This window comes from Aestuariivirga sp. (assembly GCF_020252395.1).
Lineage (GTDB): Bacteria > Pseudomonadota > Alphaproteobacteria > Rhizobiales > Aestuariivirgaceae > Aestuariivirga.
Genome location: NZ_JADCDB010000038.1, coordinates 14,734 through 41,652, shown reverse-complemented (window position 1 = coordinate 41,652; position 26,919 = coordinate 14,734). Strand labels below are relative to the sequence as shown.

Here is a 26,919-nt window from a genome sequence, read left to right as displayed (position 1 = left end):
GTGATGGACCTTGCCGCCGAATACAACAACCGGGCGCTGGCGCCGGACCATCCTGAGATCATCGCCCGGTGGCAACGCGACGCGGCGGCTTACCGGGCTGTGTATGGTGGAGACCTCGACATTGCCTATGGCGCCCGCCCGCGCAACCGGGTGGACCTGTTTCCGGCACACGGCGGCCAGGGGCAGGGGCCTGTCATCGTCTTCATCCACGGCGGTTACTGGCGGAGTTTCGACAAGTCCTCCTTCAGCCATGTGGCGGGACCGGCCAATGCCGCAGGTTTTGACGTCGCCGTTCCGGGCTATACGCTGTGCCCGGAGGTGACGCTGGCTGACATCATCGACGAGATCCGCCAGTGCTGCCTGTTTCTCGGTCAGCGCTTCGGCCGGCGCCTGGTGGTGACGGGGCACTCCGCTGGTGGTCATCTCGCTGCCGCAATGGCCGCCACCGAATGGCAGCTCCGTGGCGCCCGGGCGGACCTCATCCAGGCCTGTCTTTCAGTCAGCGGGCTCTTCGACCTCCGTCCGCTGATGGCGACGCCTTACAATGACGACCTGCGGCTTTCGCCCGTCGAGGCGATGGCAGCGAGCCCGCTGTTCTGGCCGGTGCCCAGCCACATCCTCTTCGACAGCTGGGTGGGTGCGGAGGAGAGCTTCGAGTTCCGCCGCCAGGCCCGGTCGCTGGCCGCCGCCTGGGCGGGGCTGGGGCTTGCCTGCCGCTATGAGGAGGTGGCCGGAGAGAATCACTTCAGCGTCGGCAGCTTGCTGTCCCAGGCGGACCACCCGATGACGCGCCGCTTGCTGGAACTTGCCCGCAGCTGATGATTGCAGATGAATCTGCCGCGGTGCACCATTTCCGAGCAAGCGTCAGCGGAGAACGCTCCCTGGTGAGGCGTATTTTGGCGTGAACCGGAGCCTTTCTCCCATGAGCCCCGTTTGAAGCGAAACCAAAGCCAGCCGCCATGCGTAATCGGCGAAAACTAGACGCCCGAATTTCGCCGCGAATAACCCCTCCACATTCGGGCCGAAGCACCTATATAATCGCTCTCATGCCGAAGCAGCCCAACCGCAAAGACGACAATCAGACAGGGGTGATTACCCGGACCGATGCGAAGACCAAGAAACCTTCGCTCTACAAGGTGCTGTTGCTCAACGACGACTACACGCCGATGGAATTCGTCGTGCACGTTCTGGAGCGGTTTTTCGGCAAGGGACGCGACGAGGCAACCCGCATCATGCTGCATGTCCATCAGAAGGGCGTCGGCGTCTGCGGGGTCTACACATTCGAGGTGGCGGAGACCAAGGTGACCCAGGTTATGGATTTCGCCCGGAACCACCAGCACCCCCTCCAGTGCACGATGGAAAAGGAATAGGCCAATGCCGACATTCTCCCGCAGTCTCGAAAAGGCGCTGCACCGCGCCCTTGCACTGGCCAATGAACGCCGCCACGAATATGCGACACTCGAACACCTGCTGCTGTCGCTCACCGACGACAAAGACGCCGCCGCGGTCATGAAGGCCTGCAACGTCGACCTTGACGTGCTGCGCCGCAGCCTGACAAATTACATCGATAATGAACTTGGCCAAATGATCTCGGCCGAGCGCGAGGATTCGAAACCCACCGCCGGCTTCCAGCGCGTCATCCAGCGCGCGGTGATCCATGTTCAGTCTTCGGGGCGCGAGGAGGTGACCGGCGCCAACGTGCTCGTCGCCATCTTTGCCGAGCGCGAGAGCCATGCCGCCTATTTCCTGCAGGAGCAGGACATGACGCGCTATGACGCGGTCAACTACATCTCGCATGGCATCGCCAAGCGTTCGGGCCTGTCGGAGACGCGGCCGGTGCGCGGCGTCGACCAGGATCAGCAGGGCGCCGGCAGCAATGACGGCGACGACGGTGGCGCAAAGAAAAAGGGCGAGGGCGACGCACTCGATGCCTACTGCATCAATCTCAACAAGAAGGCGGGCGAGGGCAAGATCGACCCGCTGATCGGCCGCGAGGCGGAGGTCCGGCGCACCATCCAGATCCTGTGCCGCCGCCAGAAGAACAACCCGCTGTTTGTGGGCGATCCCGGCGTCGGCAAGACGGCGATCGCCGAAGGCCTCGCCCGGAAGATCATCAATGGCGACGTACCGGAGGTGCTGCTGAACTGCACCGTCTACCAGCTCGACATGGGCGCGCTGCTGGCCGGCACCCGCTACCGCGGCGACTTCGAGGAGCGGCTGAAGGCGGTGGTGAAGGAAATCGAGTCCCGCCCCGGCGCCATTATGTTCATCGACGAGATTCACACGGTGATCGGTGCTGGCGCCACGTCGGGCGGCTCCATGGATGCCTCGAACCTGCTCAAGCCGGCATTGGCAAATGGCGCGCTCCGCTGCATCGGTTCCACCACCTACAAGGAATACCGCCAGCATTTCGAGAAGGATAGGGCGCTGGTCCGGCGCTTCCAGAAGATCGACGTGAACGAGCCGTCAATCCCGGATGCGATCGAAATCCTGAAAGGTCTCAAACCCTATTACGAGGAGTTCCACAAGGTCCGTTACACCGATGATGCCATCGAAACCGCGGTGCAGCTTTCGGCCCGCTACATGGCCGACCGGAAGCTGCCGGACAAGGCGATCGACGTGATCGACGAGACCGGCGCCTCGCAGATGCTGGTCACCGAGGACAAGCGCCTCAAGGTTATCGGCGTGCCGGAGATCGAGGCGACCATCGCCACCATGGCCCGCATCCCTGCCAAGACCGTATCGAAGGACGACGCCACGGTTCTGAAGAATCTCGACACTGAATTGAAGCGCATGGTGTTCGGCCAGGACAAGGCGATCGAGGCGCTCGCCGCCTCGATCAAACTTGCGCGTGCCGGCCTGCGCGAGCCTGAGAAGCCCATCGGCTGCTACCTTTTCTCCGGCCCCACGGGCGTTGGCAAGACCGAAGTCGCCAAGCGGCTGGCCGAAGTGATGGGCGTCAACATGCTGCGCTTCGACATGTCGGAATACATGGAGCGTCACTCGGTCTCGCGCCTGATCGGCGCCCCTCCCGGCTATGTCGGCTTCGACCAGGGCGGGTTGCTGACTGACGGCATCGACCAGCATCCCTATTCGGTGCTGCTGCTCGACGAGATCGAGAAGGCGCATCCGGACCTGTTCAACATCCTCCTGCAGGTGATGGACCACGGCAAGCTGACCGACCACAACGGCAAGTCCGTCGACTTCCGCAACGTGATCCTGATCATGACCACCAATGCCGGCGCCCAGGACATGGCGCGGGAGGCCATAGGTTTCGGCAATAGCGTCCGCCAGGGTGACGATATGGAGGCCATTCAGCGGTTGTTCACGCCGGAGTTCCGCAACCGGCTTGACGCAGTCATCCCCTTCGGCCACCTGCCGCCGTCCGTTGTGCGCATGGTGGTGGAGAAGTTCGTGCTGCAGCTTGAGGCTCAGCTGGCTGAGCGGCAGATCAACATCGAGCTTTCTTCCGAGGCGGCCGGCTGGCTGGCGAACAAGGGCTACGACCAGCAGATGGGTGCGCGGCCGCTCGCCCGGGTCATTCAGGAGCACGTCAAGAAGCCGCTGGCGGAAGAGGTACTGTTTGGCAAGCTGTCGAAGGGCGGCACGGTGCGCATTCTGCTGAAGGGCGATGCGCTGCACTTCGCGTATCTGAGCCGTGACGAGGAGAAGGCGCTGCCTGGCCTGCCGGAGCGCAAGGCCCTGCCGCGTGCCTCTACGGAAACTGACGATGAAGGTGACGGCAAGGCCGAGAAGAAGACGGCAAAGCGCAAGCCGAAGGCCAAGTCAGAGTGAGAGTGTCCGTCGAAGCGACGGGGAAATGATGGAAAACCGGCTTACTGTCTAATTGCAGTCGCCGGTTTTCTTGTTATGGTACGACATCGAATAACAAGGGACCCGGCGGTCCCCACGGGGAGTCAAGGCGTGGAAAACGCTGCAACGAAGGTCATTGTTGACCGTACGGTGGCGGTGCAGGTTACGGACCTTCACAAGAAATTCGGTGAACTTGAGGTCTTGAAGGGCGTGTCGCTCACGGCGCGCGAAGGCTCCGTCGTTTCGATGATCGGGGCGTCTGGTTCAGGAAAGTCCACTTTCCTCCGCTGCATCAACTTTCTCGAAATGCCGACCCAAGGTGAAATCGAGGTCACAGGCGAAAAAGTCTCGCTCGCCCGCCACAAGGACGGCGACCTGCATCCCTCGGACCGCAGACAGCTCGAGCGCATCCGCACCAGGCTCGGCATGGTGTTCCAGAGCTTCAACCTGTGGCAGCACATGACGGTGCTGCAGAACGTGATCGAGGCGCCCGTGCATGTGCTGGGCGTGCCGAAGGCCGAAGCCATCGATCGGGCCGAGAAGCTGCTGCACAAGGTAGGCCTCTTCGACAAGCGGGACCAGTATCCGGCCTTCCTGTCGGGTGGCCAGCAGCAGCGCGCCGCGATTGCGCGCGCGCTGTGCATGGAGCCGAAGGTCATGCTCTTCGACGAGCCCACCTCGGCGCTCGATCCGGAACTGGTGGGCGAGGTGCTTAAGGTCATCCGCGACCTCGCCGATGAAGGCCGCACCATGATCCTCGTCACCCATGAAATGAAATTTGCCCGCAGCGTCTCCAGCCACGTGATCTATCTCTACAAGGGTGTGATTGAGGAGCAGGGGCCGCCCGCGCAGGTCTTCGGTTCGCCAGCGAGCGACCGGTGCCGCCAGTTCGTTTCCGGAAGCCATTGAGATGTCCGGAGACGGAATAAATCCACATAACAGGGAGCATGGAAATGAACTTCAGGAGACTACTCGTCGCTGCCGCCGCCGCGTTGACGATCGGGGCAACGTCCGCCAGGGCGGACCTCGTCTTCGCAACCGACACTTCAGCCTACCCGCCGTTCACCTCAAGGAACGCCGCCGGCGAATGGGAGGGCTGGGAATATGAGTTCATGAACGCCCTCTGCGCCGAAATGAACGAGAAATGCACGATGATCGCGATCGCGTGGGACGGCATCATTCCCGCGCTGCTCGAAAAGAAGATGGACGGTATCCTCGGATCGATGTCGATCACCGACAAGCGCAAGGAAGTCATCGACTTCTCCGACATGTACTACAATTCCGCCGCGGTCATCATCGGCGCCAAGAACGGCGACATGGACTTCTCGCCCGAACATCTGTCCGGCAAGACGATCGGCGTTCAGGGAGCGACGATCCACCAAAACTACATCGACAAGTACTACGTGCCGAAGGGTGCGGTTTCGAAGGCCTATCAGAAGCAGGACGAGGCGAATGCCGATCTCGCCGCGGGCCGTGTCGACTATCTGATGGCGGACGGCGTGGCGTTGCGCGACTACCTGATGTCGGATGAGGGCAAGGCCTGCTGCGAGCTGAAGGGCGCCGTGCCGGACGACAAGGAAGTATTGGGGTACGGAGTGGGTGTTGGCCTCAGAAAGGAAGACACAGCCCTGCGCGACAAGATCAACGCGGCGATCAAGTCCCTCGCAGCTAAGGGTTACTTCGAAGAGTTGACGAAGAAATATGGCCTTGATGGTCTTATGACGCTTCCCCCCAGGGGCTGATGACCGGCGGCGGCCGCCCTCCGTGGCGGCCGCCGCCGATCTGGTGGGCGGAATGTTCCCTGAAATCCTGAGTTTTGGCGAGAAGGGCTTTGGAGATGAGCTTCTCCGCGGCACGCAATACACGCTTCTGATCGCAGCCTGCGCCTATCTTCTGGGTGTTGCCTTGGGCTTGCTCGGCGCGGCGGCCAAACTCTACGGCGGACCCATATCGCGGGGGATCGGCGTGTTGTACACCTCCATCGTCCGGTCGGTGCCGGAGCTGGTGCTCATCCTGATCCTCTACTTCGCAGGCACGCGCGGGTTCAACACGCTGCTCGGGTTCTTTGGCGCCGGCCCGGTTGAGGTAAACGCAACGCTGGCCGCCATTGTGGTGCTCGGGGTGGTGCAGGGCGCTTACCACACGGAGGTCTTTCGCGCCGCAATCCTCGCCGTTCCTCCCGGTCTGATCGAGGCCGGCCGCGCCTTTGGCATGGGCCGGCTGCTCATCTTCCGGCGCATCATTGGACCGGCAATGCTGCCGAACGCCATTCCCGGCCTCTCGAACCTCTGGCTGATCGTGATCAAGGACACGGCGCTCGTCGCCGTGGTCGGGAATGTCGAGCTTCTGTCCATCACCGCATCCGCCGCGGCGTTCACCAAAAAATACATGCTGTTCTATCTTACCACGGCGCTGATCTATCTGACCATCACGCTGGTCTCGGGCTACCTGATCTCCCTCTTGGAGCGCCATTACCGGCGCGGCCAAACGAGATTGGCTTGAGGTGCACAGATGAACTGGAGCTGGTTTCCCGAGTACTTTCCCCTCCTGCTTCAGGGCATGTGGCTGACGATCCAGCTTCTGGCGCTTTCGATGGTCTTTGGCCTGATCATCGCGGTGCCGGTTGGCCTGGTTCAGATAACAGGCCCCCGCTGGCTTGGCGCCATCGCGCGAGGCTACTGCACGGTGATGCGCGGGACGCCGCTCCTGGTGCAGCTCTGGTTGCTCTACTTCGGCCTCGGGTCGGTATTTGCATCATATCCCGAAATCCGGCAGAGCGTGTTCTGGCCCATCCTGCGGGAGGGGTACTTTTACGCGGTGCTCGCCTTCTCCCTGAATGAAGGGGGCTATGCCGGCGAGATCATGCGCGGCGCCTTCCTGTCGGTTCCGAGGGGCGAGTTGGAATCGGCCAGGGCCTTTGGCATGTCGCCGTGGCAGGTATTGCGGAGGATCTGGCTTCCGCGCGCCTTCCGCAATGTCCTTCCAACCCTTGCCGGCGAGACGGTTTTGATGCTCAAGGCGACTCCGCTCGCGGCGACCGTCACCGTTCTGGACATTTTCGGCGTCATTCTGCGCGTGCGGCAGAACACGTACCTCACTTACGAGCCATTGCTGCTGGCGGCAGCGCTTTACATGGTCCTCACGCTGATCGTCACACAGATGTTTTCCCGCATCGAGGGTCAGGTGCCCAGCCGCCGATGATCGAGGACATTCTCAGAAATCACCTGCCGGAATTGACCGCCGTCCGGCATGACCTGCACGCCCACCCGGAAATGCTGTTCCAGGAAGAGCGCACCGCGAAGATCGTGGCGGGCGAGTGCCGCCGCCTCGGCTTCGAGGTGGCGACGGGCATCGCCAAGACCGGCGTGGTTGCGTCGCTGACGAATGGCGCATCGAAGCGCGCCATCGGCATCCGCGCCGACATGGATGCGCTGCCGATCCAGGAGCAGACCAATCTGCCATATGCCTCGAAATACCCGGGCAAGATGCATGCCTGCGGCCATGACGGCCACACCACCATGCTGCTTGGACTTGCGCGTTATCTCGCCGAACACCGCAATTTCGACGGCACGGTGCGGCTGATCTTCCAGCCGTCGGAGGAAGACGAGGGCGGCGCCTTCCGCATGATCGAGGACGGGCTCTTCACCCGCTTTCCCTGCGATCGCGTTTTCGCGCTTCACAATCTGCCGGGCGAGGCGGAGGGCCAGATCATGGTGCGGCCGGGCCCCATCACCGCCTCCTGCGATGTCTTCACCATCGTGGTGCACGGCGTGGGCGGTCATGGCGCGCTGCCGCACAAGTCGGTTGACCCTGTCGTCGCCGCCTCCAGCATCGTGCTGGCGCTGCAGACTGTGGTGTCCCGCAACCTCGACCCACATGACCCGGCGGTGATCACCGTCGGCGCCATCAACGGCGGCTCGATGGCGACGGTCATTCCGGAAGAGGTGCGGCTGCTTGTCGGCGTGCGGACGGTGACCAAGCCGGTGCGCGACCTCATCCTCACGCGCATCAAGGACCTCGCGATGGCGCATGCCAAGTCCTATGGCTGCGCCGCGGATGTGCAGATCGGCCTCGACAGCTGGAGCTATCCGGCGGGCTTCAATACCGCGGAAGAGGCCGCACTGGTGCGCGCGGTGGCGCTGGAGATGGGGCAGGACCCTGCCAAGGTCGACATGCGCGGGCCCTTCATGTTCTCTGAGGATTTCTCCGCCATGCAGGAAGTGGTGCCCTCCTGCTACTTCGGCCTGGGTGCAGGGCCGGGGCCGATGCTTCACGATCCCGGCTATGATTTCAACGACGCGCTTCTGGTGAAAGGCCCCGCCTTCTGGGCGCGGCTCGTCGAGAAGGCGCTGCCTCAGGCATAAGGCCCTTCGAGGCCCAGCTTCCGCATCCGCGCGGAATAGCTGTTGAAGCTCTTCACCAGGGCCGCGCCGTGGCGCGCGACCAGCATCTGGAGGGCGTCCCCGGTCGAAGCTGTCGTCAGCGCTGCCCAGATCGCCGCCATTGCTTCCGCCTCGTTCCGCGCCACCATGGCATCACCGGTTTCGACTGCCTGCGCAATCGTCTGGCCATTGCACTTGCCGACCCCCGCCACCGTCCTGGAGCCGCCCAGTGTATAACCATCCGGCAGGTCGCCCTTGAGGTTCACAACTTCCCTGAAGCGGATGGCGGAAATGATCTGGTCCACCGCCTGCTTGGCGCCCTCGACTCGCGACACGTGCTCAGTGTCAGCCGCCGCATGCGGCAGCAGTTCGACGCGGCCCGGATATTTCCGCGCCAGCGGCAGGTAGGGAACCATCGGCCCGGTCGTGGCGCCGGTTTCTTCATTAACGAAGAGGTCGGCATCGATCGCCGCATGGCGCACCTTGCCGGATGCCATTGCGGCATCGAGGGCAGCAGCATCGACGCATTCCCCACGGTCATAGTTGAGCACGATGGCGCCATCGTTGAGTTGAGCCAGCACGGAGGAGTTCACCACATTGGCATTGGCGAATTTACCGGTGGCGGCGTTCAGGGGCCCGAGGCCAGTGTGCACCGAGACAACGTCCGCCCCCTTTGCCGCGTCTTCCGGTGTTGCCGCGAAAATGAAGCCTTCGGACTCGATCCACTCCTTGTGGCGGGGCCGCGCGTGGACGGCCACCACCATGCCGAAGGCCTGCGCGAGCTTCGCCATCTCGCGGCCGATGTTGCCATAGCCGATGATGCCGATGCGCTTGCCCTCGATCTTCTCGGTGGGGAACTTTGCGAGGTCGCGCCCGGTGTCGAACTGGCCTGCCGCGGTGAGCGTGTGCATCTCATCCACCGGCAGGTCGGGCAGGACTTTCAGCAGGGCCTTGAAGCCCATCTGCGCCGTGGCGCGGCTGTTGAAAGACGGCGTGTTCATCAGCGGCGCCACGCCGCCTTCGCCATTGCCGCCGCCCCATGAGGCAGAACCCATGTTGCCGGTGCCAGCCCCGATGCGCACGCCGCCCTCGCTGAACTGCGCTTCTTTCGGCAGGAAGGTGGCTGCGGCGATCACCGCGTCATACTGGCCTTTGCCGGTCAGCTGGCGGATCTCGTCCGGCTTCGACAACTGCGGCTGGTAGAAAAAGTGGATGCCGGGGGAAAGCTTCATGCCCTCCTTGTACGGAGCATCGTGGAAGGTGCTGCCCTGCGCCGCCACATGGGCCTTCACCGCCGAGTGGTCTGGCTTGCCATCCTTGCCGAACTTGAGCCCCACATGGTCGCAGATCAGCACCTTGTAGGCGCGCTTCGGATCGTCCTTGCGAACACGGCCTTCAGCCTGATCGGGACCGGGGAAGGTGACACCATGTTTGGCCAGCTCTTCCTCCATCACCACGATGCGGGCGCGGTGATAGGCGTATTTGATGCTGTCGAGAAGGGCGGGGATGTCCTCCACCGGGCGGATGCCGCCGATCCAGGCGCGATAGTCGCCGGGTGTTCCGGGGAAGGCGTTGATGTAGCGAGCAACATCCAGGCCCTCTTCATGCACACCGTTCGGATGGGTGATGCCGTCATAGGCGAGCAGCTGCTTCGAGTGCGCAACAATACGGGCGTGGAGCGCCGGATCGGTGATCTGGCCGTCCGTCACCTTGATGAGGGTGACGGCAGCCCCCCGGTGCTCCGCGCTGGTCACGCCCAGCTGGAACAGGTCCGAATTGCTCATCCATTCATTGAGGGCGGCGCGGTTCAGCTCCGAGCGGCGGTTCATCTCTTTCACCGGCCCGATCATCTTCTCGACGCGCAGCAGACCGAAAGTGGTCTCGGCGAAGGCAATGGTGGAGAAGGTGTTGATCACACCTCCCACCATCCTGTTCTCCTGCGGGTCGTAGAACGGCCCGAGGTTGACCTTGCGCTCGCCCGTGAGCGGCATCTTCGGGTCGACGGGTGCAGCGAGCTTCAGCTGGCGCGGAATGGCCCAGGACGGTTTCTTCTGGTTTTCCTCGACCAGCGCCAGGGCATGGGGCGTGAAGGAGACGAGGAAGTATCCGGAGACGCCGCCGATGGCCTTCTGAAAGGGCATGAACAGGCAGCACTTGGACATCACCTGCGCCACCAGCGCCTCGCCCCAGGGCATGGCGCCCAGCATTGAGGTGGCATCGAGGACGGCGTGGTGTTCGGCCGGGTTGCGGTCGATCCAGTCAATGAGGTTTTCGATGTCGGAGCGGGAATAGGTCGTGGCGCCCGTGGTCTCGTGACCGACGCCGAAAAACACCTTGACCCCTAAGCGTTCCAGCATGTCGGACGAGGGGATGGCGCCCTCCGCCCTGGCGAAGTGGAGCCGCGCCTCGTCGCCGTTGCGGGCATAGCGCATCATCTCGACGATCTGAGCCCCCCAGCTCTGGCGGAAAAAGCCCGACGCCTTGGCAAGTTCTGACTCGGGGGCAGGGGTATCGACATAGACATGCTGGGCGGGGTCGTTGACAGTCAGGACGTGCAGGGCGCACACGGTGAAGCCCGAATGCCCGCCACCCAGGCCCACCGCCAGGCGGTTCGATTTGGGGAACTCGAAATAGCGGTGGATCTCCCGCATCATGTCGAGCAAGAATTTGTCGGCCGGATAGCCGCGATGCATGGATCGGCCGATCTCGGCGGCGGTGAAGGGGCCGGTGTCGCGGCCGGTATCGTCGAGCTTGCGGTAGGTCTGCTCCAGCCAATGCTCGAAAGCGAAGCGCAGCATGCGGCTGTCGGCTTCATCCCGGGCCATGTCGGTGATGGGGCCAACCCCGAAGAAGGGGTTCTGCGTGCGGGGCGGGGGCCCGCCGGCCGTTGCCTTCAGTGACTCGTCCCGCGCCGTCCTCAGTTGATCGTCTGCCGACATGTGCCCAAATCCCTTGTTCTGTGCACGCTAGCGCAACGGGCCCTCAAGTGCATTCGCACTTGAGGACGTAAAGTTGCGCCAGCTTTTGATTCTGGAGCATCTTTCGCTTCGCAAGCGATTCCACTTGCTCGCACGATGCTCTAGTCGAGTTCCGGCTCGTGTGAGTTGCCCAAAAGCGTCATGTTCGGCAGGCTTGCGCCGCGGCAGTCCGCTTGCCGTCGTCTGCGTCGTATTGGTACACAGTCCACCGCCGTCAACCACCTTGAGCTTGTGAGCTTGATCATGTCCCTTTCCGTGGTGTAGCTGATGGCATTGATCGCCGAGCTTTACCGGCTTGGGCCGGGATGATCAGCTGGCCACGGCTGGCAGGCTGACGAGTGGATCATCGTTCATCAGGTTGATGGTTTCGCTTCGCTGACCTTCAGGTAGGTGGCATCGATCCAGAGATAGGGCCAATCACCCTCGATAGGCCGTTTGAGGAAGGCCTTCACCTTGCCGTCGATCTCCTCGCGCAGCCGCGATACCTGGCTCTTGGAGATGCCGCTCATCCCCATGGCTTTCACCAGATCGTCGACCGAGCGGGTCGATATCCCCTGCACATAGGCTTCCTGGATGACGGCGGTGAGCGCCTTCTCGGCCATGCGCCGGGGTTCGAGAAAGCCCGGGAAGTAGCTGCCCTTCCTGAGCTTCGGGATGCGCAGTTCCACCGTCCCGGCGCGCGTCTCCCAGTCCCTCTCGCGGTAGCCGTTACGCTGGGCCAGCCGCAGCGGGCTCTTCTCGCCGTGGGCCGCCCCGGTGAGCGCACCCACCTCCAGCTCCATCAGCCGCTCGCCGGCAAAGCCGATCATCTCGCGCACCAGGCCGCCATCCGCCTGCTTTTCGACAAGCTCCATAAGGGTCATTCTGTCGCCGGTCATCGTCGTCTCCGTTCCAGGTTACAGGTCTTCCAACCCGAACCTGCTCCGAAAGACCGGCGGTGGCCACCAGCCTCACCCACGGCTGCGCGCTGCGCTACGCCGGGGCTCCGCGCGCGGCCCCATACACCACGTCCCGGGACACTGCCTTCTCGAATATCCGTAATGAAAAAGGCGAGACCGAAGTCTCGCCTTTTTCGTCTACCATGTAGTTCCTTTTCGGCCGGTGACCGAACCGGCGGGGCAGCCACAACAGAAGCGCCCGGAACCTTGCCTCCCCAGACTTGGGTCACCTTTAAATGTACACGGTGATCCGCTTTCTTATTGAAAAAAGCTATCACAACACCTGAGCTTGTCACGTTAAAAATGTCACACGCCCGCCACAATTCATTACAAATGCAAGGCGAAGCGGTTTTGTAATCTTAGATTGTTGACTGAAGCCCGCTTCAACTCAGGCTTCTCCCCGGATTCACACGTCCTTGGCTTGAGTTCCGGGGCGTTTCCCGTAAAACAGCCGTAAACTCCTCCGAAGCAGGATTCTCATGCGCCTTTCCCAGTATTTCTTGCCCATCTTGCGCGACGATCCCAAGGAAGCGGAAATCGTTTCCCACAAGCTCATGCTGCGCTGCGGCATGATCCGCCAGGAGGCGGCGGGCAGCTATTCATGGCTACCGCTTGGGCTTCGGGTGCTGCGCAAGATCGAGCAGATCGTGCGCGAGGAGCAGAACCGGGCCGGCGCCATCGAGGTGCTTATGCCCACGATCCAGCCGGCCGGACTCTGGCGCAAGTCCGGCCGTTATGAAGCATATGGCAAGGAAATGCTGCGCATCAAGGACCGGCATGACCGCGACATGCTGTTCGGCCCCACCAACGAGGAGATGATCACCGATATCTTCGCCCAAGGTGTCCAGTCCTATAAGGACCTGCCGCGCAACCTCTATCACATCCAGTGGAAGTTCCGCGACGAGGTGCGCCCGCGCTTCGGCGTCATGCGCGGCCGCGAGTTCCTGATGAAGGACGCATATTCCTTCGACTTGACGCGCGAGGCCGGCCAGCATTCCTACAACAAGATGTTCGTGTCCTACCTCAAGACCTTCGCCCGCATGGGCCTCAAGGCCGTGCCGATGCGCGCCGAGACTGGCCCCATCGGCGGCAAGGACAGCCATGAATTCCTGATCCTCGCCGACACCGGCGAGTCGGAAGTCTTCTTCGACCGCGCCTTCCATGACATGGACTGGCAGGCCTTCGAGATCGACTATGACGATGTCGAAGCCGTGGCTAAGGTGGTGGACGACTTCACCTCGAAATACGCCGCCACCTCCGAGATGCATGACCAAGCCGACTACGAGAAGCGCGTGCCCGCCGACCGCCGCGTGACGGGCAGGGGCATCGAAGTGGGCCACATCTTCTTCTTTGGCACCAAGTATTCGGAGCCGCTGGGTGCCGAGGTGCAGGGGCCGGATGGCAAGATGGTGCCCGTGCAGTCGGGCTCCTATGGCATCGGCGTCTCCCGCCTCGTGGGCGGCATCATCGAAGCCAGCCACGACGAAGCCGGCATCATCTGGCCGGAGCCCGTCGCTCCCTTCAAGGTCGGCCTTATCAACCTCAAGGCCGGCGATGCCGGCACGGACGCGGCCTGCGAGCGGCTCTATCACGCGCTCGAGTGCAAGGGCGTCGACGTGCTCTATGACGACCGTGACGAGCGCGCCGGCGCCAAGTTCGGCGCCATGGACCTGATCGGTCTGCCCTGGCAGGTCATCGTCGGTCCACGCGGCTTGAAGGACGGCATCGCCGAAGTGAAGAACCGCCGCACCGGCGAGCGCGAGAATGCGGCGCTCGACCAGTTGGTGGGCCGCTTCGCGCGCTGATGGACACGAGCCTTCCCGACACCAAGCCCTTCGCGCCCTTCGAATGGATGCTCGCCGGGCGTTACCTAAGGGCGCGCCGCCGGGAGGGCTTCATCTCCGTCATCTCGCTCTTCTCCTTCCTCGGCATCCTGCTGGGCGTGGCCACGCTGATCGTCGTCATGGCGGTGCTCAACGGCTTCCGCGCCGAACTGCTGGACAAGATCCTCGGCTTCCAGGGCCACATAAGCGTCTATCATGCGGATGCGTCGCCCATTGACGATTACCAGGATCTCGCGGGCAAGCTCGCCAAGGCGCCGGGCGTCACCCGCGCCGTGCCGTTGGTGGAAGGCCAGGCCATGGCATCGAGCCTTCAAAACAACACCGGCGCGCTGGTGCGCGGCATTTCCGAGGCTGACATCCAGAAGCTGCCCAGCCTCAACAACAAGGACCTGCGCACCGCCTTCAACAAGGACCTTGTGCCGGACGAGACGCCGTCGTTCAAAGGCTTCGACACGGCCGGCGGTGTGGCCATCGGCGAGCGCATGGCCTGGCGCCATCAGCTGGGGTTGGGCTCCCGCATCACCATCATCTCGCCCGATGGGCCGGACACCGTCATCGGCAACGCCCCGCGCATCCGCGACTATCCGGTCGTCGCGATCTTCAAAGTCGGCATGTCGGATTATGACGAGAACGTCATCTACATGCCGCTCTCCGAAGCGCAGGACTATTTCGTCACCGGCAATGGCGTGAACCAGATCGAAGTGATGGTCGACGACCCGGACAATGTTGACCGGTACGCCATGCCGCTGATGACGGCTGCCGGCGACGGCATGGCGGTGTCCACCTGGCAGGAGCGCAACTCCACCTTTTTCAACGCGCTGGCGGTCGAACGCAACGTTATGTTCCTCGTGCTCACCATGATCATCCTGGTGGCGGCGCTCAACATCATCTCCGGTCTCATCATGCTGGTGAAGGACAAGGGCCACGACATCGCCATTCTGCGCACCATGGGCGCGACGCGCGGCACGATCCAGCGCGTGTTCTTCCTGACCGGTGCGGCCATCGGCACGGCTGGCACGCTCGGCGGCTTCATCGTCGGCCTGCTGATCTGCCTCAACACCGAGCGCATCCGCCAGTTCATCTCATGGGTCTCGGGTGTCGATCCCTTCAACCCCGAGCTCTATTACCTTGCTCAGCTTCCGGCCCGCATGGACAGCTACCAGACGGTGCTGATCGTCGCGATGTCGCTCGCGCTCTCCTTTGCGGCAACGCTTTACCCCTCCTGGCGGGCCGCCAAGCTCGATCCGGTCGAGGCGCTGCGTTACGAATGAGTCCGATGACGCCAGCCCTCGTACTCAAGAACGTCGCCCGCTCCTATCCGGAGGGCAAGGGCCGGCTCAACGTGTTCAAGGACCTGAATCTCACCGTCAGGGCAGGCGAGATCGTGGCTCTCGCCGGCCAGTCAGGTTCTGGCAAGTCATCCTTGCTGCACATTGCGGGCCTTCTGGAAGCGCCCAGTGCGGGTGAAGTCTTCATCGCCGGCCAGAACTGCTCGAAACTCGACGATAAGGCGAGAACGCGCATCCGCCGCATCGGCATCGGCTTCGTCTACCAGTTCCACCATCTGTTGCCCGAATTCTCCGCCCTTGAGAACGTGATGATGCCGCAGCTCATCGCCGGCACGGCGAAGCCCGTGGCGAAGGACCGGGCCCGGGAGCTCCTCTCCCGCCTGGGCCTCGAACCGCGTCTCGAACACCGCCCCTCGGAGCTCTCCGGCGGCGAACAGCAGCGCGTCGCCATCGCCCGTGCCCTTGCCAACCGGCCGCTGCTGCTTCTGGCCGACGAGCCAACCGGCAACCTCGATCCCGAAACAGCCGCCCGCGTCCATGAAGAACTCCTCCGCCTGATCCGCGACGAGGGCCTGGGCGCCCTCGTCGCCACCCACAATCTGGAACTGGCCCAAGGCATGAGCCGGATTGCAAGGCTGGAGCGGGGGATGATCGTCGCCTAGTTCCTTCATCAGGGCTTTCGTGAGGGTGACGGTTGTTGACGTTGGCTGTTCATCACTCCACCTCCCCACGTGCATCCACCCTGCAAGCTGCCCTATACTCCCCCCATGTCCGAATCCCATCCTATCTTCGTGCATCTCCGCATGCATACGGCGTATTCTCTCTCTGAGGGTGCGCTCCAGATCAAGGCTCTCGCCGGGCTGGCGAAGGAGGCGAAGATGCCGGCGGTGGCCATCACCGACACCGGCAATCTCTTCGGCGCGCTCGAGTTCTCGGATGCCATGTGGGACAAGGGCATCCAGCCCATCATCGGCTGCACGCTCAGGGTTGACCTTGCGGAGCAGAAGGAGGGCGGCCTGAAGCAGGGTGGGGGCCTCCGCCGTGTCCCCTCGCTCGCCTTTCTCGCCAAGGATGAGCAGGGCTACCAAAACCTGATGAAGCTCTCCTCCCGGGCCTATCTTTCGAGCCCCGAGAATGCCGAGCACCATGTCGCCTGGGACTATCTCTGCGAGTATGCCTCCGGTCTCATCTGCCTCACCGGCGGTCCCGACGGCCCGGTCAATGATGCAGTGCTGGCGGGCCAGGGCACGCTGGCGGCGGAACACATCGAGCGCCTCAAGGGCCTGTTCGGCGACCGCCTCTATATCGAGCTGCAGCGCCACGGCGCCGCCAATGAGCGCCAGACTGAGCAGGGACTGATCGACCTTGCCTACCGGCTTGGCGTCCCATTGGTCGCCACCAACGAGCCCTATTTCGCCAAGGCCGAGGATTATGCCGCGCACGATGCGCTGATTTGCATCGCCGAGGGCGAGGTGCTGATCACCGAGGAGCGCCGCCGCCTGACGCCGGAGCACTATTTCAAGAGCCAGCAGGAAATGGCGGCCCTCTTCGCTGACATGCCGGAGGCGGTCGAGAACACCATCGAGATCGCCATGCGCTGCGCCTATCGGGTGAAGTCCCGCGCTCCCATCCTGCCGCGCTTTGCCGAGGGCGATGAGGCGGAGGAGCTGAAACGCCAGGCATTGGAAGGATTGTTGAAGCGGCTTGCCGTGACCGGCCCGGCCGCCGGCTTCTCGGAGCAGGATTACCGGGATAGGCTCGCCTTCGAGTTAGACGTCATCATACGGATGAAATATCCCGGCTACTTTCTAATCGTCGCGGATTTCATCAAATGGGCGAAGTCGCAGCAGATACCCGTGGGGCCCGGGCGCGGCTCGGGCGCGGGTTCGCTGGTGGCCTATTCGCTGACCATCACCGACCTCGATCCCTTGCGTTTCAAACTTCTGTTCGAGCGTTTTCTCAATCCGGACCGCGTGTCGATGCCGGATTTCGACATCGACTTCTGCCAGGACCGGCGCGATGAAGTGATCGGTTACGTGCAGCAAAAATACGGCGCGGACCGGGTTGCGCAAATCATTACCTTCGGCAAGCTGCAGGCGCGCATGGTGACGCGCGATGTGGGCCGCGTTCTCCAAATGCCCTATGGCCAGGTCGACCGGCTGTCGAAGCTCATTCCCAACAACCCGGCCAATCCGGTCAGCCTGGCGCAGGCCATCGAAAGCGAGCCGCGGCTTCAGGAGGAGCGCGACAAGGACGCAACCGTCCGCGCCCTCTTCGATCTCGCGCTGAAACTTGAAGGTCTCTACCGCAACGCGTCCACCCATGCGGCAGGGGTGGTTATCGGAGACCGTCCGCTTGAAGAATTGGTGCCGCTTTACCGCGACCCGCGCTCAAGCATTCCGGCCACGCAATTCAACATGAAATATGTCGAGAAGGCGGGCCTCGTAAAATTCGATTTTCTCGGCCTCAAGACGCTGACGGTCATCGACAAGGCACGGGCGCTGATCCGCAAGCGCCTGCCGGATTTCGACATGTCGGGAATCCCGCTGGTCGATCAGCCCACCTACCGCATGCTGGCGCAGGGCGACACCGTCGGCGTGTTCCAGCTGGAAAGTGCGGGCATGCGGGACGCGGTGAGAAGCATGCAAGCCGACAGGTTCGAGGACCTCATTGCGCTGGTGGCGCTCTACCGTCCTGGTCCCATGGCGAACATTCCGGTCTACTGCGCGCGCAAGCTTGGCCGCGAGACGGTGGAGTATATCCACCCGCTCACCGAACCGATTCTGAAGGAAACCTTCGGCGTCATCACCTACCAGGAGCAGGTGCAGCAGATCGCCAAGGATCTGGCGGGCTACACCTTGGCCGAAGCCGATCTTCTGCGCCGCGCCATGGGCAAGAAGATCAAGTCTGAAATGGATGCCCAGCGCCAGCGCTTCCAGTCTGGCGCCGTCAGCCGGGGCGTTGAGGCGGAGACCGCCGAGCGCATCTTCGATGCCTGCGCGAAATTCGCCGAATATGGCTTCAACAAGTCCCATTCCGCGCCCTACGCCTACATCACTTACCAGACGGCCTGGCTCAAGGCCAATCACCCCGTCGAGTTCCTCGCCGCCTCGATGACGCTCGACATGGGCAACACCGACAAGCTGATGCTGTTCCGGCGTGAGGCGCAGCGTATGGGCGTCAAGGTCATCCCGCCGTCCGTCAACGAGAGTGGCGTGGACTTCGCCGTGATCGAAGGAGCCATCCTCTATTCGCTCGCGGCCTTGAAGAATGTGGGCTCCGGCGCCATCGAGCACATCGTGAAGGCGCGTGACGAGGGCGGCCCGTTCACGTCACTGGGCGATTTCGCCGGGCGCATCGATGCCCGCCTCGTCAACAAGCGCGCGCTCGAGAGCCTCGCCAGGGCCGGCGCCTTCGATTGCCTTAACCCCAACCGCGCGGCGGTGCTGGATGCGGTCGAGTCCATCCTCTCCATGGCCAACCGCGCGGCGAGTGCGGCGCAGGCGGGGCAGAACGATCTCTTCGGCGGCGCGGCGAGCAGCCCGGACGATCTCGTGCTGCCGCGCCGCGATGCGTGGCTGCCGATGGAGCGGCTCGCCCAGGAGTTCGAGGCCGTCGGATTCTATCTCTCCGGCCACCCGCTCGACGACTATATGAAGCCGCTGCAGAAGCTCTCAGTCGACACCTATCAAGTCTTCCACGAAAAAGCCCTCACCAAGGGCGCGCGCGCCGCAAAACTCGCCGGCACCATCACCCACCGCCAGGAACGCCGCTCCAAGTCCGGCAACAAGTTCGCCTTCGTCGGTTTTTCCGATCCGACGGGCCAGTTCGAAGCCATCTGCTTCTCCGACACGCTCGCCGCCTGCCGCGATCTGCTCGAACCCGGCAAGGCGGTCATCGCCCGTGTCGAGGCCGACGTCGAGGGCGAAGAGGTGAAGCTGCGGCTGCAGGGTGTGGAGATGCTGGACAAGGCCGCAGCCCAGATGGCCGCCGGGCTCGAAATCTTCGTGCGCGATTCAAAACCGCTCGAGTCCATCGCCGCCCGCCTCACCAACGGCGGCCGCGCGCCGGTGCGCCTCGTCATGCTGATGGACCAGGGCCGGGAGGTCCACATCTCTCTCGGCAGCGCCTTCACCGTGACGCCGCAGATCCGCGGCGGCATCAAGGCCATTTCCGGCGTGGTGGACGTGCAGGACTTATAGGATTGATTTCTACTGCCCTCTCTGGTGAAGGTCGTAGAGGACCCCCGGATCAAGTCCGGGGGGTGGAAGGGGAAGCGCTCAGGGCGCAGTCGTGGCGAGCTTCACGCCAGAGGGCGCGGCGGCGAGACGGCTCATGGCCAGCTTGAGCGCGGCCAGTTCGGCCTCCATGGCAACGAAACGCGCATCTGAGGCGGCCAGCCTGGCTTCGGCATTGGCCAGCTTCGCTTCCGCGTCAGCCAGCTTGCGCCCCTGCTTCTGATATTCATTGAGCAGCAGGCTGGGGAGCGTCTCATAGGCCACCGACTCGGGCGTGCCCTGGTCGTTGTAGATCACCAGGTCCGGCATCACCTTCTCCACCTCCTCGGCGATCAGGCCATACTGAATGGGCTTGCTGCCGTCGGGGGCCGCTTCCTTATAGCGGAAGGTGACGGGGCGCAGGTTCATCAGCGGGCTGCTGGCGTCGCCCATGCTGTGCACGTCTTCCTTGTAGCGGATCGAGCTCTTGGTGGTGCCGATCTGACCATTGGCGTCCACCATCACCGCCTGGCCCTTGAGAACCTTGACGTTGCGGACACCGGCAATGAAAGTGCGGCTCTGCACGCCCGGCGTGCCGATGCGGATGGTGTTCAGATCGGCGGCATTGCCCACATTGCCGATGACGATGTTGTTGCTGCCATTGCCCCACTGCGAGCCCGCCCGATATCCAAGCGCGATGTTGTTGCTTCCGGTAAGGCGGATATCGTCTGAAAAGTCGCCGCGCCAGCCGGCTTCTGCGCCAAGAGAGGTGTTGTTACTGCCGGTCTGCTTGCCTCCCGCCTGATAGCCGCTAGCGGTGTTGTTGCTGCCGTCAGTATTGCCCCACAGAGCCGCGCTGCCGCTTGCGGTGTTGAAGCTGCCAGTCTGGTTCCTATTCAGTGCCGAGATGCCAGTCGCCGTATTCTCACTGCCCGAAACATTGTTGAAAAGTGCGAATGCGCCGCTCCCCGTGTTACCTCTGCCCTCCTTGTTTTTTATCATCGTAGCAAAGCCGATCGCGGTGTTGCTCTGACCTGTGGTGTTTGCTTCCAGAGTATACAATCCGATACAGGTCAGCGTGGAGCCAGGGCCAGAGCTTCCGACCCCCGGCTCACAGGGACCGGCACTGGCGCCGGTGGAAAGCGTTGTAACTATCGCCATGACGGCAAGGCCGGTGACGGTTAGCTGGGTGAGTTTTGCCATCGATCTTCTCCCTTGTCATCTTTTGGCTTTGAGCGTCGCGGCGGGACGCACCGCGTGGTGCAAGAAGCTTGATTATATAACTATGTCTAATTATGCGAAATGCGCAATCGTTTTCTCGCCCCCGCGGAGGTTGCGCACGTCACAGGTGGTTGTGGTTTGAGTCAATCATCCAACAGAAAACCTAAGGCCCTCAGCCCACGCGGTCTGTGATGGCCATCACACTTCATCAAAACTTTTGGCAAACTGGTATCACGTTAGGTAAGAGAAACGCGACTGTTCGCCATGACCGTTTGGCGGCGGAAAAACAAGAAGACCCCCGGATCAAGTCCGGGGTTGATGAGAGCGGAGCGGAAAGACCCCACGGGCAGGCCCGGCCGTCAGGAGAAGGGGGAGGGCTTGGCCGTGGCCCCGCCCAGCGCGTCCGGCCGGCTGGACAGTCGCCGCCGTCAGCCCGCGCTGACGCCGTTCTGCTCGTGCCGCAAGGTGGCGTCATTTCTTGTCATCCGGCAGCAACATCTTGGCATCCGAAACGCAACAAATGGCACGCGTTTCAGAACCGGAACTGCTCCCGCAGCACGCGCTCGGCCAGGCTGTGGCCGGGGTCGAACAGAATGCGCACCGCCTTGCTCTGGTCCTGGGCGATCTCCACCTCGCGGACGTGGCGGACCTCGACATGATTGGCGACCGCCGCCACCGGCCGCTTGTCGCCTTCCAGAATCGTGATGGTCACCTTGGCCTGATGCGGCAGGCTGGCGCCGCGCCAGCCGCGCCGGCCGCCTTGCCGAGCATCTGATGCGCCTCGACTTCCCCATACTCGACGAACTCGGCTATCTCCCCTTCGCCCAGTCCGGCGGCCAACTGCTGTTCCACCTGGTCAGCAAGCTCTAGGAACAGACCTCCATCATCGTCACGACGAACCTTGCCTTCGGGGAGTGGCCGACGGTCTTCGGCGACGCCAAGATGACCACCGCGCTGCTCGACCGGCTCACCCATCACTGCGACATCACCGAAACCGGCGACGACGGCTGGCGGCTCAAGAACCGGGCCTGACAAGACATCCCCAGGGCGCCCTCCGGCGATCCGCTGCGCTAAACGGTTTTTCTGGGATTGAGGACCCGCGTGCGGGTCACTGCACCTATCGCCTGGGCGATCTGATCGTGCTGATGGTCGCGGGGAGCCTGTGCGGGCTTGAGACTGCGGTTGACATGGCGCACTTCGCGGCAATGCGCAGGCCGGTCCTGAACCAGCGCGTGCCCTGTCGGCGGGCACCCAGCCACGACACCTTCTCCAGGCCCTCGCGTTTGCTTGATCCGCAGGCCCTCGCCAGTTCGGCGGTCGACGCGGTGCTCGCCTGATTGTTGTCCCCGGCCATCGAGGTGGTGGTGGCATTCGGTTGACGCTCGATCAACAAGAGAGGCGCTCCCGATACCAAGACAGCACCAACACCACACCCGGACGATCAAGCCAACCATCCGGGACACTACACTTGCCGGGATGACGGAGTTGGGGAGCGCGCGCTGCCTACTGCCGCCTGGTGAGCAGCGGCAGGCCCAGTGCGGAGGAGAGCGGCGCCGGATTGCTTGAGAGATAGGGCAGGCCGACACGGCCCCTGTCGCCAAGTTCGCCATTGGTCAGCAGCTGCATGCCGATCATGCCGGAGAAGCTGCAATTACCCGAGGTGACCGCGGGGATGCCGAAAATCTTCGATATCGGGTCCGGGTCATTGATGATGGTGGCCATGCCGAGGGTGCTGGAGAGCGGGGCCGCTTCGTCCCACATCGGGGGCGGATCGGTGTGGACGATGCCGGAGTTCACCGGAGAATGCGAGTCGAGGATCGTTTCCGCCAGCTTGCCGGCGCCGAAGGGGGCATAGACCGTCACCAGCGCACGGCCAGCGGCGACACCCTTGGCATAGATCCTGGCATCCGGCAGATGGACGCGGCCGAGCGCGATTTGTGCCGCTATGGCCGAAAGCGGCACGTCCGGCGTCGAGGGATTGACGACGTGGATGTCGTCATAGCCTTCTTCGCGCAGCTCCTCGACGGCCTTGGCGGCGGTGGCGGCGTCTGCGAACATCCGGGTGATTTCATTGCTCATTTCGGCTCCTTGTCAGTGCGGTGTCGGTTCGGGTTGGCGGTGCGGATCATCGGATAGGGGCGGTGGGAGAAGGGGCAGGTCCGGCGGGGCTCTTGATCAGGGCCGTGATGGTAACGATGGCGGCGATCAGCAGGATCACCTCCAGAATATAGACCGAGAGATAAGGCGTCAGCACTGCGCCGCCGTCAAGCGAAGAGAGCGCATCGCGGATGACGCCGCCCAGCGCCACGCCGATGCCGGCGGCGGTCGCCTGCACTGCGCCCCAAGCGCCCAGCGCAAGGCCGCGCTGCTCCTTGGGCGCGCTGTTCATGGTGGCGGTGAGCGTGCCATGGCCGAAAAGGCCAGCGCCGAAGCCAATGAGGAAGGTGCCCAGCCCGAAGAGCAGGGGCGACAAGAGCGGTGCAGCAAGAATGATCATCAGGAAGGCGGGAACACCGGCCATGGCGCCGAGCGAGGCCATGCGGAAGGCATCGAAGCCGCGGCTCAGCACATAAGATGCGAGGCTGAAGCCGATGAGGCCGCCCGCCGCCATGGCCGCCGTCAACAGCGTGGTGCGCGACACGGCAAGGCCCAGCACCTGGCCGCCATAGGGCTCCAGCATCACGTCCTGCATGGAGAAGGCCAGCGTTCCCACGCCCACCGCGATGAGGCGGGCCAGCGCCCTGTCGCCAGCCATGAAACTCGTCCAGCTTTCCTCGAAGGTCGGGTCCGGGGCAGCGCCGTGGCGCCGCTTGGCCGGACCGCGCGCCTCTTGCTTCCAAACGGCGATGCCGTTGAGCAGCAGCGTGGCGACACCGGCGCCCTGGATCACCTGCACGAGGCGGCCGGGCGAGAAATTGTAGAGGAGCGCTCCGAAGATCAGCGCACTGACGATCGAGCCCGCCAGCAGCGCCACATACATGAGGCCCACCACATTGGGCTGCTTCTCGGGCGGCGTGAGGTCGGTGGCCAGCGCCAGGCCCACGGTTTGCGTGGTGTTGAGGCCTGCGCCCACCAGCAGGAAGGCCAGCGCCGCGGCGATCTGGCCGATTATCGGCGGAATGCTGGCGGCATGTCCCTGCCGCGCCAGCACCAGCAGCGCGAAGGGCATGATGGCAAGGCCGCCGAACTGCACCAAGGCGCCCTTGTAGAAATAAGGCACGCGCTTCCAGCCGAGTTCCGACTTGTGAGTATCCGACTTGAAACCGATGAGCGCCCGGAACGGGGCGAAGACCAGCGGCATGGCAAGCATCACGGCGACGAGCGAGGCGGGAACGCCGAGTTCGACGATCATCACACGGTTCAGCGTGCCGACCAGCAGCACCAGCGTCATGCCGGCGCTGACCTGGAAGAGCGAGAGGCGCAGCAGGCGCGACAGTGGCACGTCCTCGGTTGCCGCATCCGCGAAGGGCAGATATTTGGCGCCGAGCCCGGTCCAGGCTCTCATCATGCTCTGGCTGATGCGGTTCATGGCGTATTGACGCTCAGGTGATGAAGATGGTCGTGCGGGAGGAGAGCCGGCCCATGGGGCGAACGCACCTCCCGCGCTGTCGTTGCCGTTCGGTCACGAACGGCCGCGTCATGTTACTTCGCGGCCAGTTTCGAGCCGCCGATGCTGTCATCGGGCGTCACTTTGACGGTGATGACGTAGCCGTCACCTGTCTTGGTGACATTCGACGCCACCGGAGCGATGGTGGTGTCGGCGGCCGCCATCTTGGCCTTGCCGCCCTGCCAGAAGTCCGACACCCAGGTGGTGTGCGTCATCACTGACGCATGGACCACGAGAGACGTCACCGCCACGCCGCCGATGAACAGCGGAAGGCCGACAGTCGGGTTGACGACGCACCAGATTCTACCTTGGTTCATGTCATGTCCCTCCTAGCCGAACCACGGCGAGTAGATATACGCCAAGAGATGAGCGAAGAGGGCGATCACAAAGAACACCCGCGAGCCATCGATGACGTGCTTATGCAGCTCTTCTGATTCCTTGATGGTGAGGCCGGTGGGCCACACCCTGTTCGGATCGTCCGACATTCTGCTATCCTCCAGACTGAGGTTGAGTTCGTGCTGGACCTGCACGCAGGTGCCCCGCCGCCTCTTCGGTGGCGGGACGTGGTTTCCTCGCGGTCCTCATGGATTGGGAACCGAGAGTTCGGGGTAGCTCTTGGCCATCGAGAAGCCATAGAGCGGTTTGTTCACGCCGTTGTGGCAGGTGGCGCAGTTGGTCTTGTAGACGTCGCCCATCGGACCCTTGCGGTTGGCGGGGAAGACGCCGGAGAGCGAAGAGATGTAGTTGGCGTTGATATCGCGCACCATCTGGATGCCGTGCCAGGCGGTGACGCGCTGCGGCCGGCTCTGCTCCCAGTTCGAAAAGGCGCGCGAGTTGTGGCAGAAGGTGCAGTTGACGCCGAGCGCGGTCGACATGTGCATCATCAGCGCATAGGTCGTCTCGGTCTTCTTGAAGTCGGAGCCTGTGTTGCCCGGCAGCGCCGTGGTGGCCTGGACGCGGATCGCCTCGCCCGGCTTGCTGATGAGCGGCGTGAACGGGTCATAGGGCAGCGACGCGAAGGCCGGGACCGGCTGGCCGGCGAGGTTCTGGCCGTCGCGGCTGGCCGCCATGCCGCCCGCCTGCCTGGGGCCGGGGTTGGTGTACCAGATATTGGCCGGCACCGGTTGCCCGCGGTGGCAGGTGTAACAGGTCACGCCCGTCCCGGCGACGTGGGTCTTGTAGGTTGAGTTGATGGTCCTGGTCATCTGCAGCATGCGCCGCGCCACGACCTTGGTGTAGACCTCGTCCGAGGCCATGTTCTCGACGTTATGGCAATAGGCGCAGCCGGCGTTGTCGCCCTCCTGCGGGGCCACCCACAGCGTGATGGCGCCCATCAGCCGGTTGAACTGCGCGGTGTCGAGATCGCCCAGCACCTGCACGTTCTTGTAGTTTTCCTTATCGTCCTTGACGAGCACGCCGTCGTTGGGAACGGGGTCGTCGGGCGTGGGCAGGGGGTTCGCCGCCTTGACCTTGGCCGCGAGTCGCGGGTTGACGGTGTGCTCCATGCCTGTGCCGCGGAAGCCCCATTGGGCCGACTCCATCGGCGGGCGCTCCCACTGCAGCATCATGGGAATGACGAGCAGGATGCCGATGACGCTGACGAGCAGCGAGGCGGTGAGGGTGGTTGCCGAGAGTTTCATGATCCGCTCGCTCCTATTGCGCCGCCGCCGGGTCGGCGATGGGGGCCGTCAGGTCGAAGGGATACATGGGCGCCACATGATGCTTCACCGCCCAGAGATACCAGTTGTCGACGACCGTGCCGGTCAAGAGAATGCCGATGCCGCCGACAAGCGGGCAGAGCACCGCGAACCACCAGGCCCAGCGGTGGATCGACTCCATGGTGGCGTTGAAGCCCATGGTCCAGCGCCAGAACAGGGCCGCGCGCTCGGACGCCGTGCCGCGGTCGATGATCTGCTCGATCTCGCGCTCGCCGCCCAGGCGCGACACAGAGAGGATGGTCGCGCCATGCATGGCGAAGAGCAGGGCCGAACCATAGAGGAAGGCGATCGAGAGCATGTGGAAGGGGTTGTAGAAAAGGTTGCCGTAGCGGATCGAGAAGGCCGCCGTCCAGTCGAGGTGCGGGAAGATGCCGAAGGGCACGGCTTCCGAGAAATTGCCCATCAGCAGCGGGCGGATGAAGCCCAGCACCAGGTAGAGCCAGATCGCCGCGGCGAAGGCCCAGGCGATATGCGTGCCCATGCCGAGCGCGCGGGCGCGCCGGTAGGTTCTGAGCCACCACAGCAGGATGGACGCGGTGAGGAAGAAGCCCGCCATCTGCCACCAGCCGCCTTCGCGCAAAGGCGCCAGGCCCAGGCCATATTTCGCCGGCGGCGGCTCGAGGCCCAGCCAGAACAGCTGGCGCACGAACTGGATCGGGTTCCAGTTCACCGAGGCCAGCATGTTGAGGCCGATGATCTCGATGGCGATGAAGCCGCAGAGCAGCGACATGATGCCGAGGCCGCCCAGATAAATGGGGCCGAGCTGCGCGTCGCCGATGACGCCCAAAAGCCAGTTGGTGGTGATGCCCTTTTCGCGCGGCCAGCTGCCGGGCTTCAAGGGCACGCCCAGATCGTCTGGTCCGTGAACCTGAACGCGGGTGAATATATTCTGATATTCGATCATCATGATAT

The 26,919-nt window shown here is 63.4% G+C and carries 20 protein-coding genes and 4 pseudogenes; 14 read left to right on the top strand and 10 right to left on the bottom strand.

Annotated elements, in window-relative coordinates:
* Positions 1–3 precede the first annotated feature (3 nt).
* From IOC82_RS16000 to IOC82_RS15965, 8 genes are all read left to right on the top strand, one after another.
* Positions 4–819 carry an alpha/beta hydrolase gene (locus IOC82_RS16000; protein WP_290547198.1) on the top strand — a complete coding sequence of 272 codons (816 nt, stop codon included), beginning with the start codon at positions 4–6 and terminating at the stop codon, positions 817–819.
* 227 nt (positions 820–1,046) lie between these two features.
* On the top strand, positions 1,047–1,370 hold the full coding sequence (gene clpS, locus IOC82_RS15995; protein WP_290547197.1) for an ATP-dependent Clp protease adapter ClpS: 324 nt from the start codon (positions 1,047–1,049) through the stop codon (positions 1,368–1,370).
* Between the two features lie 4 nt (positions 1,371–1,374).
* On the top strand, positions 1,375–3,795 hold the full coding sequence (gene clpA, locus IOC82_RS15990) for an ATP-dependent Clp protease ATP-binding subunit ClpA (protein WP_290547196.1): 2,421 nt from the start codon (positions 1,375–1,377) through the stop codon (positions 3,793–3,795).
* 129 nt (positions 3,796–3,924) lie between these two features.
* On the top strand, positions 3,925–4,722 hold the full coding sequence (locus IOC82_RS15985; protein ID WP_290547195.1) for an ABC transporter ATP-binding protein: 798 nt from the start codon (positions 3,925–3,927) through the stop codon (positions 4,720–4,722).
* Between the two features lie 38 nt (positions 4,723–4,760).
* Positions 4,761–5,555 carry a transporter substrate-binding domain-containing protein gene (locus IOC82_RS15980; RefSeq protein WP_290547194.1) on the top strand — a complete coding sequence of 265 codons (795 nt, stop codon included), beginning with the start codon at positions 4,761–4,763 and terminating at the stop codon, positions 5,553–5,555.
* A gap of 52 nt (positions 5,556–5,607) precedes the next feature.
* Positions 5,608–6,315 (top strand): ABC transporter permease subunit, encoded by a 708-nt coding sequence (locus tag IOC82_RS15975; RefSeq protein ID WP_290547254.1) that lies wholly within the window; start codon positions 5,608–5,610, stop codon positions 6,313–6,315.
* A 9-nt stretch (positions 6,316–6,324) separates the two neighbouring features.
* Positions 6,325–7,014, top strand: coding sequence for an ABC transporter permease (locus tag IOC82_RS15970; RefSeq protein ID WP_290547193.1), 690 nt, complete (start codon positions 6,325–6,327; stop codon positions 7,012–7,014).
* Positions 7,011–8,177, top strand: coding sequence for a M20 aminoacylase family protein (locus IOC82_RS15965; protein WP_290547192.1), 1,167 nt, complete (start codon positions 7,011–7,013; stop codon positions 8,175–8,177). The genes IOC82_RS15970 and IOC82_RS15965 overlap by 4 nt, the downstream gene beginning before the upstream one ends.
* Here IOC82_RS15965 and IOC82_RS15960 read toward each other — a convergent pair.
* Both IOC82_RS15960 and IOC82_RS15955 read right to left on the bottom strand, forming a co-directional pair.
* Positions 8,168–11,134 (bottom strand): NAD(P)-dependent oxidoreductase, encoded by a 2,967-nt coding sequence (locus tag IOC82_RS15960; RefSeq protein ID WP_290547191.1) that lies wholly within the window; start codon positions 11,132–11,134, stop codon positions 8,168–8,170. The genes IOC82_RS15965 and IOC82_RS15960 overlap by 10 nt on opposite strands.
* 410 nt (positions 11,135–11,544) lie before the next feature.
* A pseudogene (locus tag IOC82_RS15955) lies at positions 11,545–12,051 on the bottom strand (transposase); the annotation flags it as partial.
* Positions 12,052–12,590: 539 nt separating this feature from the next.
* On the opposite strand from IOC82_RS15955, the gene proS reads away from it, so the two are divergent.
* The 4 genes from proS to dnaE all read left to right on the top strand — a co-directional run bounded on the left by proS (position 12,591) and on the right by dnaE (position 19,446).
* On the top strand, positions 12,591–13,916 hold the full coding sequence (gene proS / locus IOC82_RS15950) for a proline--tRNA ligase (protein WP_290547190.1): 1,326 nt from the start codon (positions 12,591–12,593) through the stop codon (positions 13,914–13,916).
* On the top strand, positions 13,916–15,226 hold the full coding sequence (locus IOC82_RS15945; protein ID WP_290547189.1) for a lipoprotein-releasing ABC transporter permease subunit: 1,311 nt from the start codon (positions 13,916–13,918) through the stop codon (positions 15,224–15,226). The genes proS and IOC82_RS15945 overlap by 1 nt, the downstream gene beginning before the upstream one ends.
* A gap of 5 nt (positions 15,227–15,231) precedes the next feature.
* On the top strand, positions 15,232–15,906 hold the full coding sequence (locus IOC82_RS15940; RefSeq protein ID WP_290547188.1) for an ABC transporter ATP-binding protein: 675 nt from the start codon (positions 15,232–15,234) through the stop codon (positions 15,904–15,906).
* 105 nt (positions 15,907–16,011) lie between these two features.
* Positions 16,012–19,446, top strand: a complete 3,435-nt coding sequence (gene dnaE, locus IOC82_RS15935; RefSeq protein ID WP_290547187.1) for a DNA polymerase III subunit alpha — start codon at positions 16,012–16,014, stop codon at positions 19,444–19,446.
* A 78-nt stretch (positions 19,447–19,524) separates the two neighbouring features.
* On the opposite strand, the gene IOC82_RS15930 is transcribed toward dnaE, so the two are convergent.
* A complete protein-coding gene (locus tag IOC82_RS15930; RefSeq protein WP_290547186.1) occupies positions 19,525–20,664 on the bottom strand; it encodes a tail fiber domain-containing protein in 1,140 nt (379 codons plus the stop codon).
* 550 nt (positions 20,665–21,214) lie between these two features.
* A pseudogene (ppnK, locus tag IOC82_RS15925) lies at positions 21,215–21,436 on the bottom strand (NAD(+) kinase); the annotation flags it as partial.
* Between ppnK and IOC82_RS15920 the strand changes: the two are divergent.
* Positions 21,421–21,714, top strand: a pseudogene (locus IOC82_RS15920) (ATP-binding protein); the annotation flags it as partial. The pseudogenes ppnK and IOC82_RS15920 overlap by 16 nt on opposite strands.
* Complete coding sequence (locus IOC82_RS17205; RefSeq protein WP_366935692.1) at positions 21,597–22,019, top strand: transposase family protein; 423 nt, start codon at positions 21,597–21,599, stop codon at positions 22,017–22,019. The pseudogene IOC82_RS15920 and the gene IOC82_RS17205, both read left to right, overlap by 118 nt.
* 166 nt (positions 22,020–22,185) lie before the next feature.
* Here the strand turns inward: IOC82_RS17205 and IOC82_RS15915 are convergent, their stop codons facing one another.
* From IOC82_RS15915 to pufM, 6 genes and pseudogenes are all read right to left on the bottom strand, one after another.
* Positions 22,186–22,761 (bottom strand): hypothetical protein, encoded by a 576-nt coding sequence (locus IOC82_RS15915; protein ID WP_290547185.1) that lies wholly within the window; start codon positions 22,759–22,761, stop codon positions 22,186–22,188.
* A 46-nt stretch (positions 22,762–22,807) separates the two neighbouring features.
* A complete protein-coding gene (locus IOC82_RS15910; protein ID WP_290547184.1) occupies positions 22,808–24,211 on the bottom strand; it encodes a PucC family protein in 1,404 nt (467 codons plus the stop codon).
* 209 nt (positions 24,212–24,420) lie between these two features.
* A pseudogene (locus IOC82_RS15905) lies at positions 24,421–24,606 on the bottom strand (light-harvesting protein); the annotation flags it as partial.
* Positions 24,607–24,618: 12 nt separating this feature from the next.
* On the bottom strand, positions 24,619–24,774 hold the full coding sequence (pufB, locus tag IOC82_RS15900) for a light-harvesting antenna LH1, beta subunit (protein WP_290547183.1): 156 nt from the start codon (positions 24,772–24,774) through the stop codon (positions 24,619–24,621).
* A 96-nt stretch (positions 24,775–24,870) separates the two neighbouring features.
* Positions 24,871–25,929 (bottom strand): photosynthetic reaction center cytochrome PufC, encoded by a 1,059-nt coding sequence (gene pufC / locus IOC82_RS15895; RefSeq protein WP_290547182.1) that lies wholly within the window; start codon positions 25,927–25,929, stop codon positions 24,871–24,873.
* Between the two features lie 13 nt (positions 25,930–25,942).
* Positions 25,943–26,911, bottom strand: a complete 969-nt coding sequence (gene pufM, locus IOC82_RS15890) for a photosynthetic reaction center subunit M (protein WP_290547253.1) — start codon at positions 26,909–26,911, stop codon at positions 25,943–25,945.
* Positions 26,912–26,919: the final 8 nt, after the last annotated feature.

What these genes read in the sequence shown, in the direction of transcription:
- clpA (WP_290547196.1), top strand. Translation starts at nt 1,375, where the DNA reads ATGCCGACATTCTCCCGCAGTCTCGAAAAGGCGCTGCACCGCGCCCTT.
- IOC82_RS15910 (WP_290547184.1), bottom strand. Translation starts at nt 24,211, where the DNA reads ATGAACCGCATCAGCCAGAGCATGATGAGAGCCTGGACCGGGCTCGGC.
- IOC82_RS15980 (WP_290547194.1), top strand. Translation starts at nt 4,761, where the DNA reads ATGGAAATGAACTTCAGGAGACTACTCGTCGCTGCCGCCGCCGCGTTG.
- IOC82_RS15915 (WP_290547185.1), bottom strand. Translation starts at nt 22,761, where the DNA reads ATGAGCAATGAAATCACCCGGATGTTCGCAGACGCCGCCACCGCCGCC.
- IOC82_RS15930 (WP_290547186.1), bottom strand. Translation starts at nt 20,664, where the DNA reads ATGGCAAAACTCACCCAGCTAACCGTCACCGGCCTTGCCGTCATGGCG.
- dnaE (WP_290547187.1), top strand. Translation starts at nt 16,012, where the DNA reads ATGTCCGAATCCCATCCTATCTTCGTGCATCTCCGCATGCATACGGCG.
- IOC82_RS15965 (WP_290547192.1), top strand. Translation starts at nt 7,011, where the DNA reads ATGATCGAGGACATTCTCAGAAATCACCTGCCGGAATTGACCGCCGTC.
- proS (WP_290547190.1), top strand. Translation starts at nt 12,591, where the DNA reads ATGCGCCTTTCCCAGTATTTCTTGCCCATCTTGCGCGACGATCCCAAG.
- IOC82_RS15975 (WP_290547254.1), top strand. Translation starts at nt 5,608, where the DNA reads ATGTTCCCTGAAATCCTGAGTTTTGGCGAGAAGGGCTTTGGAGATGAG.
- IOC82_RS16000 (WP_290547198.1), top strand. Translation starts at nt 4, where the DNA reads ATGGACCTTGCCGCCGAATACAACAACCGGGCGCTGGCGCCGGACCAT.
- IOC82_RS15970 (WP_290547193.1), top strand. Translation starts at nt 6,325, where the DNA reads ATGAACTGGAGCTGGTTTCCCGAGTACTTTCCCCTCCTGCTTCAGGGC.
- pufC (WP_290547182.1), bottom strand. Translation starts at nt 25,929, where the DNA reads ATGAAACTCTCGGCAACCACCCTCACCGCCTCGCTGCTCGTCAGCGTC.
- IOC82_RS15940 (WP_290547188.1), top strand. Translation starts at nt 15,232, where the DNA reads ATGACGCCAGCCCTCGTACTCAAGAACGTCGCCCGCTCCTATCCGGAG.
- clpS (WP_290547197.1), top strand. Translation starts at nt 1,047, where the DNA reads ATGCCGAAGCAGCCCAACCGCAAAGACGACAATCAGACAGGGGTGATT.
- pufM (WP_290547253.1), bottom strand. Translation starts at nt 26,911, where the DNA reads ATGATCGAATATCAGAATATATTCACCCGCGTTCAGGTTCACGGACCA.
- pufB (WP_290547183.1), bottom strand. Translation starts at nt 24,774, where the DNA reads ATGTCGGACGATCCGAACAGGGTGTGGCCCACCGGCCTCACCATCAAG.
- IOC82_RS15945 (WP_290547189.1), top strand. Translation starts at nt 13,916, where the DNA reads ATGGACACGAGCCTTCCCGACACCAAGCCCTTCGCGCCCTTCGAATGG.
- IOC82_RS15960 (WP_290547191.1), bottom strand. Translation starts at nt 11,134, where the DNA reads ATGTCGGCAGACGATCAACTGAGGACGGCGCGGGACGAGTCACTGAAG.